The 17,268-nt window shown below is 72.4% G+C and carries 12 protein-coding genes; 9 read left to right on the top strand and 3 right to left on the bottom strand.

All coding sequences use genetic code 11. The annotated features are described in order from the left end of the window. Window positions 1–63 precede the first annotated feature (63 nt). Window positions 64–393, top strand: a complete 330-nt coding sequence (locus tag O2W17_RS02900) for a hypothetical protein (RefSeq protein WP_269190889.1) — start codon at window positions 64–66, stop codon at window positions 391–393. A 133-nt stretch (window positions 394–526) separates the two neighbouring features. After that, window positions 527–1,531, top strand: a complete 1,005-nt coding sequence (locus O2W17_RS02895; protein ID WP_269190888.1) for an MBL fold metallo-hydrolase — start codon at window positions 527–529, stop codon at window positions 1,529–1,531. A gap of 181 nt (window positions 1,532–1,712) precedes the next feature. Here the strand turns inward: O2W17_RS02895 and O2W17_RS02890 are convergent, their stop codons facing one another. Beyond that, window positions 1,713–2,636 (bottom strand): alpha/beta fold hydrolase, encoded by a 924-nt coding sequence (locus tag O2W17_RS02890; RefSeq protein WP_269190887.1) that lies wholly within the window; start codon window positions 2,634–2,636, stop codon window positions 1,713–1,715. Window positions 2,637–3,002: 366 nt separating this feature from the next. Here O2W17_RS02890 and O2W17_RS02885 point away from each other — a divergent pair, with 366 nt between their 5' ends. Next, window positions 3,003–3,902, top strand: coding sequence for an alpha/beta hydrolase (locus tag O2W17_RS02885; protein WP_269190886.1), 900 nt, complete (start codon window positions 3,003–3,005; stop codon window positions 3,900–3,902). Between the two features lie 418 nt (window positions 3,903–4,320). On the opposite strand, the gene O2W17_RS02880 is transcribed toward O2W17_RS02885, so the two are convergent. Continuing rightward, window positions 4,321–4,452, bottom strand: coding sequence for a hypothetical protein (locus O2W17_RS02880; RefSeq protein ID WP_269190885.1), 132 nt, complete (start codon window positions 4,450–4,452; stop codon window positions 4,321–4,323). Between the two features lie 1,386 nt (window positions 4,453–5,838). Here O2W17_RS02880 and O2W17_RS02875 point away from each other — a divergent pair. Both O2W17_RS02875 and O2W17_RS02870 read left to right on the top strand, forming a co-directional pair. Then, complete coding sequence (locus O2W17_RS02875; protein ID WP_269190884.1) at window positions 5,839–8,388, top strand: LuxR C-terminal-related transcriptional regulator; 2,550 nt, start codon at window positions 5,839–5,841, stop codon at window positions 8,386–8,388. Between the two features lie 65 nt (window positions 8,389–8,453). Beyond that, window positions 8,454–8,900, top strand: coding sequence for a cupin domain-containing protein (locus O2W17_RS02870; RefSeq protein WP_269190883.1), 447 nt, complete (start codon window positions 8,454–8,456; stop codon window positions 8,898–8,900). Window positions 8,901–9,735: 835 nt separating this feature from the next. On the opposite strand, the gene O2W17_RS02865 is transcribed toward O2W17_RS02870, so the two are convergent. Beyond that, complete coding sequence (locus tag O2W17_RS02865) at window positions 9,736–13,104, bottom strand: AfsR/SARP family transcriptional regulator (protein WP_269190882.1); 3,369 nt, start codon at window positions 13,102–13,104, stop codon at window positions 9,736–9,738. Between the two features lie 137 nt (window positions 13,105–13,241). Between O2W17_RS02865 and O2W17_RS02860 the strand changes: the two genes are divergently transcribed. The 4 genes from O2W17_RS02860 (at window position 13,242) to O2W17_RS02845 (ending at window position 17,033) form a co-directional block, all read left to right on the top strand. Further along, window positions 13,242–14,267 (top strand): NAD(P)-dependent alcohol dehydrogenase, encoded by a 1,026-nt coding sequence (locus O2W17_RS02860; protein ID WP_269190881.1) that lies wholly within the window; start codon window positions 13,242–13,244, stop codon window positions 14,265–14,267. Window positions 14,268–14,306: 39 nt separating this feature from the next. Continuing rightward, a complete protein-coding gene (locus O2W17_RS02855) occupies window positions 14,307–15,017 on the top strand; it encodes a DUF4386 domain-containing protein (RefSeq protein WP_269190880.1) in 711 nt (236 codons plus the stop codon). 110 nt (window positions 15,018–15,127) lie between these two features. After that, on the top strand, window positions 15,128–15,784 hold the full coding sequence (locus tag O2W17_RS02850; protein ID WP_269190879.1) for a DUF4386 domain-containing protein: 657 nt from the start codon (window positions 15,128–15,130) through the stop codon (window positions 15,782–15,784). 469 nt (window positions 15,785–16,253) lie between these two features. Further along, on the top strand, window positions 16,254–17,033 hold the full coding sequence (locus O2W17_RS02845; RefSeq protein WP_269190878.1) for a hypothetical protein: 780 nt from the start codon (window positions 16,254–16,256) through the stop codon (window positions 17,031–17,033). Window positions 17,034–17,268 lie beyond the last annotated feature (235 nt).

Here is a 17,268-nt window from a genome sequence, read left to right as displayed (position 1 = left end):
CGGGGACCTTCGGGCCTGGAGAGCAGCGCCTGCCGCCCCGTTGGCTGGGCACCGGAGGCGCCCATGACCCGATCGCGCGGCCGGCTGGCCGCTCTGCTCGTCCTCGTGGTCTGGGTGGCCGTCGGCTGCGCAGCCGGGCCCAATGTGGCCGCCGGTCCGGCACCGGAGGCCGGCTTCTGGCTCGGCCTGTGGCACGGGATCATCGTCCCGATCACGTTCGTGGTCTCGCTGTTCACCGACGACGTGAACATCTACGAGGTCGTCAACGATGGGAACTGGTACGACTTCGGCTTCGTGTTCGGACTGTCGGTGTCCTTCGGCGGCCCGGCCCGGTCGGGCAGCGCGGTCCGCCGCCGCCGCCGATCCGCCGCGTCCCCGCGCAGGCGCCGGTGACCTGCCACGGACCGGTGCCGAGCGACGGGATCGACAGCCTGACCGGCGTCCCGCCGACCAGGGACGTCGGTCCCTCCTGTCGGGTGCGCGGCTGGGCCGAGACTCGGTCGCAGACCACGGCTGGGAGGCCGCCATGACCCACGAGGGACGACCGGGCGCGACAGTTCCCCGCGCCGCCGGCACGCTGGCCGTCGCTGGGCTGGCCGGGCTCGCCGCCCGCTTCACGCGGGCCAGGGCGGCCGCCGATCGGGACTGGGCGGGGCGTGTCGAATCCCGACTCACCGGCATCGGCGAGGTGGCGGAGGTCACGATCCTGCCGCTGGTGGAGCGCCTCACCATCGGCGAGGCCGGGCACTCCCGGCTCCGCGGGGAGGCGGGCCTCTCCTACCTGGTGAAGGCCGGCGAGACGTCGATCCTGTTCGACACCGGACTCAACCTGCGGGGGGACGAGCGGTCCCCCCTCGTCGAGAACGCTGACGTCCTCCGCGTCGATCTGACGGCCCTCGACGGCGTGGTCGTCTCGCACCTGCACCCCGACCACGTCGGCGGGCTGCGGATGGCCCGCCGCCGCACCTTCGGCCTCTCCCCGGCGCCGCTGGAGCCGCGCGGGCTGCCCGCCTACGTGCCCACCGAGATGACGCACGATCGCGCCGACGTCGTGCCCATCAGCGGTCCCCGGGTGATCGCCCCCGGCGTCGCCGTTCTGCCGCCGCTGCCCGCGGTGGTGTTCCTGGGACCTGTGGCCGAGCAGGCGATGGTCGTCAACGTGCGCGGCTTCGGTTTGGTCGTGCTGACCGGCTGCGGGCACCCACCGATGGAGCGCATCCTCGGCGTCACCGAGCAGGTGCTCGACGTTCCCATCCGCGCCGTCGTGGGCGGGCTGCACCTGCCCGTCCACCCATGGGGCACGCCGTTCGTTCCCCAGGCCGTGCTGGGCAACCCCCACTGGCCGTGGCAGCCCATCGGCGAGCGCGACGCGGCCGACGTGATCGAGCAGATCGGGGCACGAGGCCCTCGCGTGGTCGCCCTGTCCGGCCACGACAGCACGCCTTGGACCTTCGACGCCTTCCGGCAGGCGTTCGGGGACGGGTACCGCACCATGCGGGTGGGTTCCGAGCTGCGCATCTCCGCCGCGTGACCGGCCAGGCCTCCGCGAGACGGCCGTGCCCTTGCGCACCACAGGCGAGCGGTCATGCGGGGACCAGGCGACCCGTCGCCCATGCGTGCTCCATCGCGGTTGCCGGCCGGACCACGTCTGAAGCCCCCGTCGGTGCCGTCGACCGGCCGTGCCTGGTTGTGTCCTCGATGGTGGGTCACCGTCAGGCCGTCGGGTCTGCCGAGGACTGCCGCAGCAGCCGGTCCAGCAGGGGTGCCAGGACAACGTCGAGGTCCTCGTTGAACAGCAGGTGCGCGTCGGAGTCGACGACGAGCAGCTCCTTGGCCGGCGCGACGATGCGCCCGTAGACCTGCTGGGTGTAGGTCAGCGGGAAGAGCGGGTCGCCGCGGCCGGCGACGACGGTGACCGGGCAGTGGATGCTGCCGTCGGTCATTCCCGACAGGTCCGCGGTGAACAGACTCGCCATGAACCCCAGCGGGTAGGCCCGCAGCCCGAGCGGGTCGGTGTAAAAGTATTCGGCGTCTGCCGGGTCGCGGGCCACGCGGGCCATGTCGAGGTAGGCGTCGAACGGGACGGGAACGCGGGGCAGCAGCCGCCCACCGACCCGGAACGCCGCGGTCAGCGCCGGGTACACCCGAGACACCCACCCGGGGAACCGGGTGATCCCGACCGACGACGGCAGCGTCGGGTCGAGGACGTTGTGCGCGAACACGGCGTCGAGCCGTTCCCCGCAGCCGGCCAGCGCCATCGCCACGACGCCGCCCTGGCTGGAGCCGAGCACGGCGACCAGTCGGCCGGGGAACTCGGCGCGGGTCCAGGCGACGGCGTCGCGGGCGTTGGTCACGAGCGTGGAGAAGACGAGCGGCCGGTGCACACGTGGACTCTTGCCGTGGCCCTGCGAGTGGACGCCGACAGCGGTGACTCCGGCGCGGTTGAGTGCGTCGAGGAAGTCCTCGTAGAACAGCGGATGGGTCATCGTGCCCGGCAGGAACACGACCGCGGGCCGATCGGGCTCCCCATCCCACACCGACAGCACGATCGGTGCACCCGCCGACGGGATGAGGACCTCCCGGTAGGCGTCAGGCCGCTGGATGGCGTTGAGCTGCTTCTCGGTGGTAGTGCGCATACGGGTTCCTCCTCGTCGCCCCAGTCGCCGCTGCAGCAGCGCGGCCACGACCCACCACGCCGACGGCAGCACCGCGACGAGCGTGGCCGTGGCCCACAGCATGTCGTCGTCGCATCGTCCGGGCCGTGCTCCCGGTCGCGAGCAGGCCCACCGTTCCCACCAGCGGCGCCGGCTCCAGCCACCGCCCCACGAGGTCACCGGCTCGACGCGCGGTTCGCGCCCGGACATCACCGATCGCGTCCGGCGTGGCCGTCTTCCCGCGGAGGAAGCGAGGCGTCCGGGTTGCTGGGAGCGCGGACAGCGCAACCACGTCCGCCATCTGGACTGGCAGGCTGGCGGACACCGGACGAGGGGAGGAGCGAGCTGATGCGCAGTTCCGCGACGCAGGAGGTGGTCATGGCGGATGGCCGGGTGCTCGAGGTGCTGACCACCGGGCCGGAGGACGGTCTTCCTCTGGTGTTCCACCACGGGACACCGCAGGCCGCCGTCCCGTACGGGATCCTGGAGCGACCGGCGTCGGCCCGGGGGTTGCGGACCATCGCCTATTCCCGGCCTGGCTACGGGGGCTCGACGCCTCGGGCCGACGCGGAGACCACGGCGACCGTCGCCGACGATGCTGTCGACGTCGCGAGGATCCTGGACCACTTCGGCGCGGGTGAGTTCGTCACGTTGGGCTGGTCGGGTGGCGGTCCGCGGGCGTTGGCCTGCGCGGCGGTGCTGCCAGAGCGCTGCCGTGCGGCGACGTGCGGGGTCGGCATCGCGCCACCTGATGCCGTCGGGCTGGACCGCCTCGCCGGGATGGCCCCGGAGAACGTGGCCGAGTACACCGCCGTCGCGCAGGGCCCGGCCGCGCTCACTGCGTTTCTCGAGGAGCACGGCACGCCGATGTTCTCGGTGACCGCCGACCTGATCGTCCTGGGCCTGGGCGCGCTGCTGCCGGATGTCGACAAGGCCGCGCTGACCGGGGAACTGGCGGAGTATCTGGCTGCCTCGACGCGTCACGCCGGTGCGCAGGGCATTGTGGGCTGGCGCGACGACGACCTGACGCACACCCGGCCGTGGGGGTTCGACCTCGGGGAGATCGTCGTGCCGGTGTCGATCTGGCAGGGCACCGAGGACCGCATGGTGCCGTTCGCGCACGCGGTCTGGTTGACCCAGCACGTCGCCGGCGCGCGAGCCCACCTGGTCGAGGGGGAGGGGCACGTGTCCCTGGTCATGCAGATGGACCGGGTCCTCGACGACCTCCTCGACCAAGCCGGCCGGTAGGCGGAACCCAGGTCCCTGCCTCCAGCAGCCGGGACGACCGTCGTCCCGGCTCCGGTTCCGTGCGGTCACTCGCTCGCGCCGTCGTCGACGTCGACCAGCCACCCGTCGGTCATGCTCGTCACCGTGACGGGCAGCGGGCGTGCCGGATCGCGTTCGAGGCGAGTACTTCGTTTGCCGGCAGCAGCACGTGCGACATCGGCATGGTAGATGCCGGGGGGGCACCGCCGTCGCGATGCCTCGCATGACGACCTCGCGGAGGTCCGGACGGGCGATCGTCCGGGGGACGCCGAGGTGTAGCACCTTCAGGTAATCGGGATGACCAGTGCGTTGCCGACTCGCACCGTTCTTGGCGGTACGCCGAGTGGTGCAGCCCGGAGGGGTCCACCAGAAGTCTGGTGTGGCATGTCTGTCGATCCGATCAACCGCTGTTGTCCGAGCCCTGTGCCGAGCTGGCCGGGCTGCTGCTGAGCAGCGAGACGTTCGACGACTTCTCCCAGCGGGTCGCCGAACTGGCCGCGCGCACGGTGCCGGTGGCCGCCACCTGCGCCATCACCCTCGCCGTGGACGGTCGGGTCGTGACCGTCGCAGGGCCGACCCGATCGGGCGGCTGCTCGACGAGCAGCAGTACGACCTCGACGAGGGACCTTGCCTGGAGATCGTCCGGACCGGCCGGGTCGCCAGCGCGCCCGACGTCGCCACCGAGAGTCGGTGGAGCGGCTACCCGGCCACCGTGCTCGGGCACGGATCGGGTCGATCCACTCCGAACCACTCCTGGTCAACGGGCACACCATGGGCGCCTTGAACAGGTACGCCCTGGCCCCGGGCGCCTTCACCCCGGAGGTCCAGGGCCTCGTGCGCGCCCTGGCGACCTGGCCGCGGCGGGCATGGCCGGTGCGCTGAAGAACGTCGATGAGATCACCCTCACCGAGCGTCTCCACCGGGCGCTGAGCACCCGCGGGGTGATCGAGATCGACCAGGCCGTGGGCATCATCATCGCCCACGAGCACATCACGCCGAGGACGCGTTCGGGCTCCTGCGGCGCATCTCCCAGACCCGCTACGTCCGCCGGCACGAGGTCGCCCGCGAACTCGTCACGCGCGCCGGCAGCGGTCCAGCACCAGGCCCCGCCCCCGGCGTGACCGGTTCATGACCTCCCCATCGGAGAGCGTGGGTCCCGCAGGGGGCCGACGGGGTCCTTCAGAGGGTCCTCGAGGACTCCTGCACCAGGCCGGACAGGCCGACTGGCCTGCGGTGCCACGTGGCGGGTGACCGGGATCGAAGCGGCACGGCCAGGTGGCTGAGCTCTTCGGGCGGTGGTGGGCGCGGGTCGAGCACGGCCGGCGGACGAACTTCAACGGAACCTGGACGAATTCCAGTGCTCAAGGCCCGTCGGCAGGGACGTACGTCCGTGGGCGCGGGTCACGGGGCGGGGGAGTCTGGCTCGGGAGGCACTCCGGTCCGACGACGGGTGACCTGAGCACTGCACGACATCGGCTGGGAGAACGAAGGTCCATGAGTACGGAGTCCGTCCCCTTCTCCAGGAGCTCGCCGAGCCGGAATGCCGGCAGCTGCTGGGGAACGGTGCCGATCGGGCGGATCGGCTCGAGTGAGGCAGCGCTGCCGACGATCCAGCCGGTGCGCTTCGCCGTCCGCGGCGCAGAGGTCGTGACCGCGTCGTGCAACTGGACGATGCCGCGGACGACGGCCAACCCCAGTCCCAGGCCGCTCGGCGCCCCGGATCCGCTCGGCGGTGGAAGCGTTCGAACAGGCGTTCGGCGGCAGAGGGATCGAATCCGGGTCCGTCGTCGCGCACCCGTAACTCCGCGTATCCGTCGCCGTCGCTCAGCCCGACGCTGATGGCGGCCGACCCTCGCGTGAGCTGGGGCGAGGGCTGTGAGTAGTGCGGTACTCGACTGAGGCTCGCTAGCCTGACGCCATGGAGCGGCCGTGGCCGCTTACCGGGCGGGACGCGGAGCTGCGCAGGGTCGCAGCGGCGATCCGGCCCGGTGCGGTGGGGATCGTCGTGGCAGGCCCGGCCGGGGTGGGCAAGACCCGGCTGGCTCGCGAGGCGCTGGCGCTTCCTGGGCGCCGGGGAGCGACCGTCGTCTGGGCCCACGGCAGCACGGCCGCTCGGCCGTTTCCCCTCGGTGCGTTCGCCGGCCTGCTCGACGTCCCGGCCGGCGACGCCGTCGAGACCATCGGCCGGGCGCTGGACGCACTCGCCCGGCAGCAGCCGCTGGTGCTGGCCGTCGACGACGCACACCTGCTCGACGAGCACTCCGCGATCGTGCTGCACCGCGTGGTGGTGCGGCGGCTGGCACCGGTCGTGGTCACCCTCCGGACCGGGGAGCCCGCCCCGGAAACGGTGACGTCCCTGTGGAAGGGCGACCACCTCCCGCGCCTGGACCTGGCGCCGTTGGACGTAGCCCGGACCAGCGGCTTGGTCGCCCGGGTCCTCGGCGGTCCGGTCGAGTCCGCCTCCGCGCGTCGGTTGTGGACACTGACCGAGGGCAGCCCGCTGTTCCTGCGGCACCTGCTGGCCGGGGAGGTGTCGGCGGGCCGCTTCACTCCGGCGTCCGGGATCTGGCGGTGGACCAGCGAGCCGGCGATCTCCCCGGAGCTGGTAGACCTCCTCGAGCAGCAGATCGGCGACCTCGGGCCCGGGGTGCAGGACGTCGTCGACCTGGTGGCGTTGGCCGAGCCGGTGGCGGTCCCGACGCTGTCCGCGCTGACCTCGCCGGCGGACCTGGAGGCGGCCGAGGAGCGAGACCTGGTGCGCACCGACGGGCTGGTCGCCAGGCTGGCGCACCCGCTCTACGGGGAGGCTCGCCGCGTCGCCATGGGCACCCTGCGGGCGCGTCGCCTGCGCGGCCGGGTCGCGCAGACCTTGGACGCGGCGCCGGACCCGATCCACCGGGCGGTGCTCACCCTCGACTCCGACCTGCCCCCGGACTCCGCGCTGTTCCTGAGGGCCGCTGAGGCTGCGACCCGGATGTACGACCTGCCGCTGGCCGAGCGGCTGGCCCGCGCGGCCGCCGCGACCGGCGACCCCGCAGCCCGGCTGGTGCACGCGGCAGCCCTGTCCTGGCTCAGCCGCGGCGACGAGGCCGAGGCGATCCTCGCCCACCTCGCCGAGCAGGCACCGGACAGCGCGACGCGCGCGCGGGCCCAGCTCCACCGTGCCGGCAATCTGCTCTGGACGTTGGCCCGGCCCGACGAGGCCCGCCAGGCCTTGGCCGCGGCCGAGGCCACCGGATCGGCCCCGCTCCACGTCGCCGGCATGTCCCTCGCCCTGGCCGCCGCGGGCGGGGAGTTCTCACCTGTACTCCTCCGCGGTCGGGAGCTGTTGCACGAGGATCTGCCCGATGACCTGGCTCGCATCCTGGTCGCCTCAGCGGTGTCCGCGGCGGCCGCCGTCACCGGGGAGTCCGGGCTGCTCGACGAGGCTGCGGTGGTGGGTGGGCTCACCGCCGACCGGGTGCCCACCGTCATTCCCGGGTTCGGGCTCGCGGACCTGCAGGTGCTCGGGCACCGCCTCGCCGGGGCACCGGACCGGGCTGTGGACCAGGCCCGGCGGATGCAGGCCGCGTCGGCCGACCTTCCGGGCCCGGCCAGGTTGATGGGGCTGGTCGTCGCTGGGCATGCCGGCCTCGCGGGAGGCCGGGTCGGCGACGCGCTGCTCCTGCTGCGCGAGGCGTGGGCCGGGCTGGCGGACTCGGGGCACGAGTTCCGGTTCCGCTGTCGCACGCTGCTGGCGGCGGCCCTGGCGCAGGCCGGCCAGGCGGAGCAGGCCGCTCCGCTCCTGGCCGGCATCGCCGCCGGGCGGCATCCCGCCTACCGGCTGTACGCGCCCGACGACCTCCTTGCGCTGGCGTGGGGAGCAGCCGCCGAGGGATCGACGACCGAGTCGCTGGGCCGCGCCGTCGCCGCAGCCGAGCTCGCTCGCGAGACGGGCGCCCCTGCCTACGAGGTGCTCGCCTGGCAGACCGCCGTCCAACTCGGCGACGCGGATGCGGCGCTGCCCCGGCTCACAGCACTGCTCGAGCGCGGCCCTCGCGCCGTGGTGGCCCACGCCCATGCCCGGTCCTGGGCGGACCAGGACGGCGAGAGGCTGCTCTCGGCCGCCGATTCCTGGGCCCGGCTCGGTGACCTCGTCGCCGCCGGCGACGCCGCGGCCCAGGCAGCCGACGTGCACCGCCGGCAGGGAGGGCGGGGATCGGCGCTCTCCGCCGCAGCCTTCGCCGAGAAGCTGGCCGGCCGCTCCGGCGCCCGGACCCCGGCCCTGGCGGTCGCAGTCCGCCCGCTGCCACTGACCACCCGGGAGCGCGAGATAGCCGCGCTGGCCGCCCGAGGGCTGTCCAACAAGGACATCGCCGCGCGGCTGACCGTGTCGGTGCGCACCGTCGAGGGTCATCTCTACCGCGCCGGCCTCAAGCTCGGCGTCTCCGAGCGCACGGCGCTGGCGGACGTCCTCGGAGTCGGGTAGCGCACTACTCGCACTCCTGCCGCTCCGCCGCCGGAGGCTCTTCGCACTCACCCAGAGGAGGAGTCATGAGCGCCATCTACGTCCGGCCCGGAGAAGGACAGCACCACCGCATGATCGACGGCGACCACATCGCGAAGGCCGCGGTCCGGGACGCCAGCGGGGCCTTCGAGGTCTTCGAGGTGATCGCATCCGCCGCGCCGATGGCGCCCCCGCACATCTCGCCCTGGGCCGGCGTGCTGTTCCTGCTGGAGGGCCGCATCACCGCGCTCGTCGACGGCACTTCCTACGACGTGGAGCCTGGCGGGCTGGTCGTCGTGCCGGCCGGTACGCCGACCACCTTCGGAGTCGTCGGCGAGTCCGCCCGGCTCTTGGTGACCACCTCCGGCGACGGCGCTGGGCGGTTCTTCGCCGACTTCGCCAGTTCCGTTCCGGTGGACCGGCCGGTCGAGGACTCGATGGCGGCGATCCGATCGGTGACCAGGCGCCACGGCGTCGCGCTCGCGGGGGCGTGAGCCGCACTGTTCCGAGCCGCGATGGCCGGATGCGCCCAGTGACGCCGACGGACGCGGACGTTGGGGACGTGCCTCGACCGACGGCAGGGTTAGCACCGTTCTGACCTGGTGGATCGGGCATACGAGCTGGTCAGTGCGTGGAGCGGGTGACCGGGATCGAACCGGCATGGCCAGCTTGGAAGGCTTGGGACTCCCGGCGCCATCCAGCTGCTCAGGGCCGAGTCAGGGGGATGCCGTGCCTTCAGGTGCCTTAGCGCCACGCTTCCGCTCGGCGCGTTGCCAGCCGAGTGCCGCAGTTGGCCTGATGCAAGTGCGCCCCGCCGGGCGGCCGGGCCCAGCCTCCGCCGCGGGTACTGCGCTTGGCCCGCGCGCCCTCCTTCTGCAGCAGTTGGGTGAGCCGACGGGTCTGCCGATCATGATTCGCCAGCGCATCGTGCAGGGGGTGGGGCCACCGGCACGACCTGACGGCTCAAGACCGGGTATCCCCCGCGTTCTCGGCGTCCCTGGCGGCGACCCGATGAGCGCGTGACGGTCAGTGCGGCCGCCTGACCGCGCCCGGTCGGGGGCTGCTCGTGGCGCTGGCGGTGCACAGAGCACACCGCTCCCCGCCGTCGAGCGGTATTGCTGCCCCCGGCATTGCACCGTCGACGCCTCCGGGGCCGACGAGCCCGACGGGTCCGAACGCGGAGAGCCGCGGCCACGGAGGCCCCCGATGACCGCCGAGAGCAGGGCACCGGGCGCAAGGCCTGCCGGCATGTCGAGGGCTACGAGATCGCGGTGAGCGATCCTGGCCCGCGCGCGCTGCCGCCATCGACGGGATCCGGCGCAGGCGGCCTCACGGGTCGGTGCTGGTGAGGACTTCGTCGAGCACGGCGCGCATGAAGGCCAGGGCGCGGCGGGCGTCCGGGTCCCCACGGGGGTGGTCGGCGAGGTCGGGGTCGGCCTCGATGCGGCGCACGGGGTCGGCGATGAGTCTCTCCCGCGCCAGGTGGGCGAAGTCGCCGGTCGTGTCGAGGTAGGGCAGCACACGAGCGGCATCGGTGAGGCGGTCGATGGCCGCCATCATGGTGATGAACTCGATGGCGACCATGCGGGTCACGTCGGTGTAGTCCCTGTCCAGCAGCGTGCCGATGTTGTCGCGCAGGAGCCGGTATGCCCGGTGGTGATCGCCGGCGTCGAAGACGAGTCGTGCCTGCGCGGTCTGCAGCACGCGGTAGGTCCCGGCCGGGAGCTCCATCTGCTCGGCCTGCGAGAAGAAGCAGACCGCGTCATCGTGCCGGCCCTGGTACTCGGCGGCGTAGCCGCGCATCCCCAGAGCGAAGTAGAGCAGCGTGGGCGGGCCGCGGAGGCGGTGCCGCTGCTCCATGGCTGCGGCCAGGGCGTCGAGTTCGTCGAGACGCTGCGACACCATCAGGGATGCTGCGAGGCCCGACACCTCGAGCATGTCCCCCGCGTGGTTCTCGCCGCGCCCGCGCAGCCACGCCACCGCGGCCGCGGAGACGGCGTGAGCGTCGGGTTCCATGTCGGACAGGTAGTTGTCGTTGAACCGGATCACGGGATGGTCGCGGTGGCCATGGCGTCGAACGAGCCCGTCGAGCGCCGCGCGGTCGCCGGCCTGCGCGCGACGGTGCCCGGCCCACAGCAGCCAGTAGACGAGCCGGGGCTCGTCGTCGCGTGGCGTCAGCTCGAGGATCCGTTCGGCCCAGTCCCCGATCTCGGCCTGCCGGCGCAGGCTGACCTCGGAGGCGACGGGGCGGACCAGGGCGTCGGCGAGGTCGAGGTCCTCGGCGGTGCAGGCCCAGTCGAACGCGGCGCGCAGATCCGGCCACAGCTCGGTGAGTCGGGCGACACCCTCGACCTCGCCGTGCCCGGTCAGCAGGCGGCCGATGTCGGTGGTTCGGGCGGCGCACCATCGGGCGTGGCGTGCGGCGAGGACCTGCCGGTTGCCGTGGGCGGTGAGTCGGTCGAGTGCGAACTGCCGCAGGGTCTCCAGCAGGCGGAACCGCCTGCCGAAGCGGCCCGGTTCCACACCGAGGATCGAGCGTTCCACGAGGTCGCCGAGCAACCGGTCGGTCTCCACGGCGTCCAGCTCCTCACCGGCCGCGACGGTCTCGGCGGCGGACAGGTCGAAGGGGCCGGCGAATACCGCGAGCCGTTCGAACAGCAACTGCTGGGGATGCGACAGCAGGTCGTAGGACCACTGGACGGTGGCGTGCAGCGAGCGGTGCCGATCCGCGCTGCCCCGTCGGCTGCCGCCGAGGAGGCGGAGCCGGTCGTCGAGCCGCTCGAGCAGCTGGCTCGGTGTCAAGCTGGCGGTCCGTGCAGCGGCGAGCTCGATCGCCAGCGGCAGGCCGTCCAGCCGGCGGCAGATCTCCGCGACCTCCGCTCGCACGTCATCGAGCTCGAACGTGCCGCCGGCCGCGCGGGCTCGCTCCGCGAACAGCTCCACCGCGGGGCCGGTGACATCGAGCGGGCTCACCCGCAGCACCCGTTCGTCCGGGATACCGAGCGGTTCCCGCGAGGTGGCCAGGACCCGCGTGTCCCCGCCGGCGGATGCGATGGCCTCGGTCAGTGCCGCGGCGCCCCGCACGACGTGTTCGCAGTTGTCCAGGACCAGAAGCGTCGGACGTGCGCGCAGGGCTGCCGCGACCGAGTCACTCAACGACCGGCCGCCGCCGCCGGTGACGCCGAGGAACTCCGCCACCGAGTGCGGCACGGCGTCGTCGTCCGTGATCTGGGCCAATTCGGCGAGGCGGACCCGCCAGCGGCGCCCGGTCCGGGCGCGATGCGCGGCCGCCAGGGCGAGGCTGGTCTTGCCGACGCCGCCAGGCCCGACGAGGGTGACGACCGGCGACTCCTCGAGCGCGTCGGCGATGTCTGCGAGATCGCCGTCGCGGCCGAGCAGCCTCCGCGTACGGCCGGGCAGGTTCCCCCGCCCGGCGGAGGTGGTCTGCGGCGGGGGGTGGTTGCCGGCGTCGAGCTGGAGCAGTGCCCTCTCACCGGCCATCCCGTCGAGCCGGTGCGAGCCCAGGTCGCGGAGGTCGTCGCGTTCCAGCAGCGCGGCGGTCACGTCCGACACCAGGATCTGGCCGCCGTGGGCGGCAGCGGCCAACCGTGCGGCGGTGTGCACCGCCGGCCCGAAGTAGCCGCCGTCGTGCTCATCCGTCTCGCCGGTGTGCAGGGCCACCTGCAGACGCAGCTCGATGCCGCCGGACCAGGGCTCGACGTCCACCGCGAGCTGCAGCTCGGTCGCCCATGCGGCCGCGTCGTCGGCGCGGTGGAACGCCACGCCGACCGCCTCACCGCCGGATACGACCCTGGTGCCGCCGTGCCGCGCGGTGACGTCTTCGACGACGGAGTCGAGCCGGGCCATCGCTAGAGCCATCTTGCGCCGGTGCTCGGCCCACAGCTGCGTGGCGGCGGCGACCTCGGCGAAGCCGAACGTCACGGTCCCGGTCGGCCGGGTTCCGGCAGGGGACGCCGGCGACGCGCCCACGGCGGTGCGCTGCAGGTCCCCGTCATGGGCGAGGATCTGCACCTCGAGCTCCTGCAGGCGCGGGCCCGGCTCGATCCCCAGCTCGTCGATCAGGTGCTGCCGGGCGCGCTGGAAGGAGGTCAGCGCGTCGGCCTGCCGTCCTGCCCGGTACAGCGCGGTCATCAGCAGCGCCCACAGCTGCTCCCGGAAGGGATGCTCCGCGGTCAGCTCGGTGAGGGCAGCGATGGCGGCCGCCGGGTCGGTGGCCACCTGTCGACGGAGCCGGTCCTCCGTGGCATTCAGCCACCGGTCCACCAGCGCATCCGCCGCCGCCTGCAGTCCGGGCGCCTCCAGCCCGGCCAGCGGGCTGCCGGTCCAGGTGTCCAGCGCTCCATCGACGTCCCCGGTGGCCAGGAGCCGACGGAACCGGACCACGTCGACCTGGTCGGGTTCCAGCGTGAGCCGGTAGGCCGCGCCGGTCCGTGCGATCGCGGCGGCCCCGAGCGCGCGGCGCAGGTCCGCCACGTAGCCCTGCAGTGTCTTGTCCGCGGTGCGTGGCGGGTCGTCGGGCCACACCAGGTCGATCAGGCGGGTCACCGGTACCGGCTCGCCGACCGCCAGGGCCAGCGCAGCCAGCACCACCCGGCACTTCGGCGACCCCAGGGTCAGCGGGGCCCCGTTCCCGTCAACGGCGGTCACACCGCCGAGGAGCCGGACCTCCACCACCACGCCAGCCTCTCCGCTGCACTGCTACGGGCCGCCCCAGGCTCTACCCGGCCTCCACCGGACTCCCACCGGAGCTCCACCAGCGCTTGCCACTGTCGGTCTACCAGTTCCAGCCCTGCCACCGACGAAAGGCCGCCGTCATGCCCACGACCACCACCACCCGCTCCACCACCATGCGAGCGGTCGTGCAGGACGAGTACGGGGGAGCGGAGGTCCTGCGACTGCGCGACATGCCGATTCCGTCCGTCGCCGACGACGAGGTCCTCGTCCGCGCCCGGGCCGCCGGCGTGGACCGGGGCGTCGTCCACCTCATGACCGGGCTGCCCTACCCGGTACGCCTCGCCGGCTACGGCGTCCGCGTCCCGAAGAACCCCGTTCCCGGCGGGGACGTCGCCGGCGTCGTGGAAGCCGTCGGTACCGCAGTGACCCGCTTCCGCCCCGGTGACGCGGTCCTGGGGATCGGCACCGGCGCGTTCGCCGAGTACGTCCGGGCACCGGAGGCCAAACTCGTGCACAAACCGGCCGCGCTCACCTTCGTCCAGGCCGCCGCCCTTCCCGTCTCCGGCCTGACGGCCCTGCAGGCCGTGCGCGACCACGCGAACATCCAACCCGGCCAGCACGTCCTGGTCCTCGGCGCGTCCGGCGGCGTCGGGACCTACGCCGTGCAGCTGGCCAAGGCCCGCGCTGCCACCGTCACCGGGGTCTGTCGCACCGCGAAGACGGATCTCGTGCGTGCCCTCGGCGCCGACCACGTCGTCGACTACACCCGCACGAACCCCACCGACGGCAGCCGTCGCTACGACCAGATCCTCGACATCGGGGGCAACACCCCGCTGCGCAGCCTGCGGCGTGCCCTCACGCCGACCGGGCGGCTGACGATCATCGGCGGCGAGACCGGCGGGCGGTGGCTCGGCGGCTTCGAACGGGCGCTGCGGGCGCCGCTGGTGTCGCTGTTCGTCAGACAGGACCTCGGCAAGCCGTGGGTCTGCTCCGAGAAGCACGCCGACCTCGCCGTGCTGGTCGAGCACGTCGCCGCCGGTCATGTTGCCCCGGCCGTCGACCGCACCTTTCCGCTGCACGAGGCCGCCACCGCCGTTCGGCACCTGATCGACGGGCGGGCCGCCGGAAAGGTCGTCATCACCATCGACCCCGCCGTCCACGCCTGACGGGCCGCCCACCACAGCTACCAGTGCTGGAGGCCTCTCATGAACCGTCGCACCCTGCTCGACGACACCGCCCGCACTCCCGGCTCAGCGTGGGTCCGTGCACGCGCCGGCCGCCAGCCCGGACGACCGTCACGACAGGCCTGCCTGATCGCGGGCATCGGTCTGCTGCTCATGTCGGTGCTGGCCGGCTTCGGCAACTTCGTCGCTATCGACGGACTGGTCACCCCGGGCGACGCCACCGCGACGGCCAGCGACATCATGGCCTCCGCCGGCCTGTTCCGGCTCGGTATCCTCAGCCTGTTCGCCGTCATCGCGCTCGACGTCGTCGTCGCCTGGGCGCTGTACCGGATCTTCCTGCCGGTGCACCCGACTTGGTCCATGGCCGCCGCGGTCGTCCGCGTCCTCTACGCGGGCGTGTTCGCGGTCGCGGTCGCACAACTCGTCGGGGCGCTGGGTCTCCTGGACTCCGACACAGCCACCGCCGGCGACGCCGGCGAGTTGCAGGCGCGGGCACTGGCCAGGACCGACGCCTTCCACACCATCTGGGACGTCGGGCTGATCCTCTTCGGGATCCACCTGCTCGTCACCGCGTTCCTCGCATCTGCTCCGGTCCCGGAGGTCTCGACCGTCACCTTCGTCGGCGAGTTCCTCCTCGCCCTCTGGCTGACGATCGGCAGCCGGCGCATCTCCACACCGGAGAGGCCCATCCAGCCGGGGATTCTGCCGACCCCCGATCCCCGGCGCAGCTGACCCCGGCGACGTCCGCTCTCGCCGCGACCGACCCTCCTAGTCCGCCAACTCCGACAGTCGGCAGGTCACCACCCGACCGACACCCCAATCCGACTTCACAGGAGCTCGTCATGACTGCTGTGTCCATCACCGCATCCGACCTTCGCTACGACCCGACCAGCCGGAAGGCCGCCATCGTCGCGGGACTGCTGTTCCTCACCGCGACCGTGACCTTCATGCTCGGCGACTCGCTCATCACGGGCTTCTTCGCCGGCCACACGGGCACGAGCAGCCTGACCATCGGCGTCGCGCTGCAGGCGGTCTGCGCCCTGGCCGGCGTTGGCATCGGCCTCGCCCTGCTGGGGGTGCTGAGCCGCCACAGCAAGGCGTTGGCCAGGGGCTATCTGGCATTCCGCAGCCTGGAGGGTGTCGCCATCCTGGCCATCGGCGTCTACATCCTCGCCACCACCAGCCTGGTGGCCCACTACGAGATCCTGATCTACGGCTTCACCGGCACCGCCGGCCTGATGCTCTCCTACATCCTGCACCGGGCTCGCCTGGTGCCCAGGTGGCTCTCGTGGCTCGGGATCGTCGGCTACGTCGCGATCCTGCTGGCCATCCCTGGCACGCTGCTCGACGTCGCCACCCTCGACTCCGGTCCCGGCATGCTCCTCTACGTGCCCGGCGGCCTGTTCGAGCTGATCCTGCCCGTCCTGCTGATCGCACGTGGCTTCCGTCGGATCCCGACGCAGGAGTCGACTCCCGCGCCGGTCCTGCTGTCGGCGTAGAGCCCCCGGCCGGGCAGTCGCGGCTGGCAGACACAGTCGTGGATGCGGGCTGTCGGCGCACCACTTACGACCCCGATCAGGGCCGCCCGGTGACGTCACCGGGCGGCCCGGCCCAACGCGCTGGCGAACGCAATCCCGCAGGTGACGCGCGCGGTATCGGGTCGGGTTCAGTGGCGTGTCAGAGTCGTGGCAGAGCGACTTCCTCGACGTGGATGCCGCCCGAGAGCTTTGCGGTTCGGTGAACCTCTTCGCAACGTCTTGTCCTCCGGGCGCGGCTCGCGCACGGTGGTGATGCGGGGCGCCCAGATCTGAACTGGGAAGAAGGTGCTCACCCATACCGGGGCACTCCGCTGCCGGCCACCTCTGCTCAGGTGGCATCAGCCTGGCGTGACGACATTCCACCATTTCGTTGCCGTGGAGTTCACCGTCGATGAGGTGACGGCACGTCATCAGTCTCGGGAGGAGCGTCATGGCTCCCAATGAAAGGCACTTCTGCAGGGTCGGAGCCATTGCAGCGGCCCTGGGCATCGTCATCTACGTGGTATCAGCCCTGCTTCACCCATGGACGCCACCGCACGAAACGGAGACGGCCTTCGCCGACTACGCCAGCGAAGGTGGCTGGGCGCTGTACCACCTGGGTGAGTTCCTCGGGATCCTATTCATGTCCGGTGCCGTCCTGGCCCTGGCGTATCGCCTCCGGCGTGGGGTTCCGGGAGTGTGGGCGTTCCTGGGTGCTGCAGCGATGCTGCTCTGCGCCGGGGTGTACGCGGTCTTCGCCGCCGTTGACGGTGTAGCCCTGGGCGTGATGGTGCGTCGTTGGGCCGAAGCCGGACCCGACGAACGCGGACTGCTCTACGAGACGGCGTTCGCAGTTCGACAGGTCGAAGGCGGGCTGTTCAGCCTTCAGTGGCTGCTGTTCGGCATCGCTGCGGGCCTGCTCGCCGTCGCCTTCTTCACCACCGCAAGAGGAGTCCTGCGAGGGGGATGGTCGGGCACCATGGCCTGGCTGAGCGTCGTAGCAAGCTTCGGAGCCCTGTCATTCGCCATCACCCAAGCCCAGACCGGCTACTCCGACCTGTCGATGACCATGCAACTCGGGCTCTATCTCGGCTTCGCCTGGATCGCGGCAGTGGGCCTGTACCTGTTCCTCGTGCCCGAGCAACCAGAATCCGACCCCACGGCGAACGGCGACCGCGCGCACCAGGACCCAGAGATGCGAGGACGCGCTGATGCTCCTGGACGGCGGTGAGCGTGGCTCGCACTCCACGAAGCCACGTGAACCATCCCGGAATCTGGCCGAGCAGCTGTTTTCGTGAGGAGAAAGGCACGGTGCCGGCATCCCGCAATTACGACGAGGATCTAGACCGGTCGTCTCGCTGAGTGGGGATGGTCGGCGGGGTTGGGCTCACGGTCGCCAGGTCTTGTCGCGCTCATTGCGCCGGCAATGGGCAGTCACAGCGGGACACCGACCACGATGATGCCGG

The sequence above is a fragment of the Blastococcus sp. VKM Ac-2987 genome, assembly GCF_026967805.1.
In the GTDB taxonomy this organism is placed as follows: domain Bacteria; phylum Actinomycetota; class Actinomycetes; order Mycobacteriales; family Geodermatophilaceae; genus Blastococcus.
The sequence above is the reverse complement of the archived record's forward strand: the minus strand, read 5'-3'. Positions and strand labels throughout refer to the sequence as shown.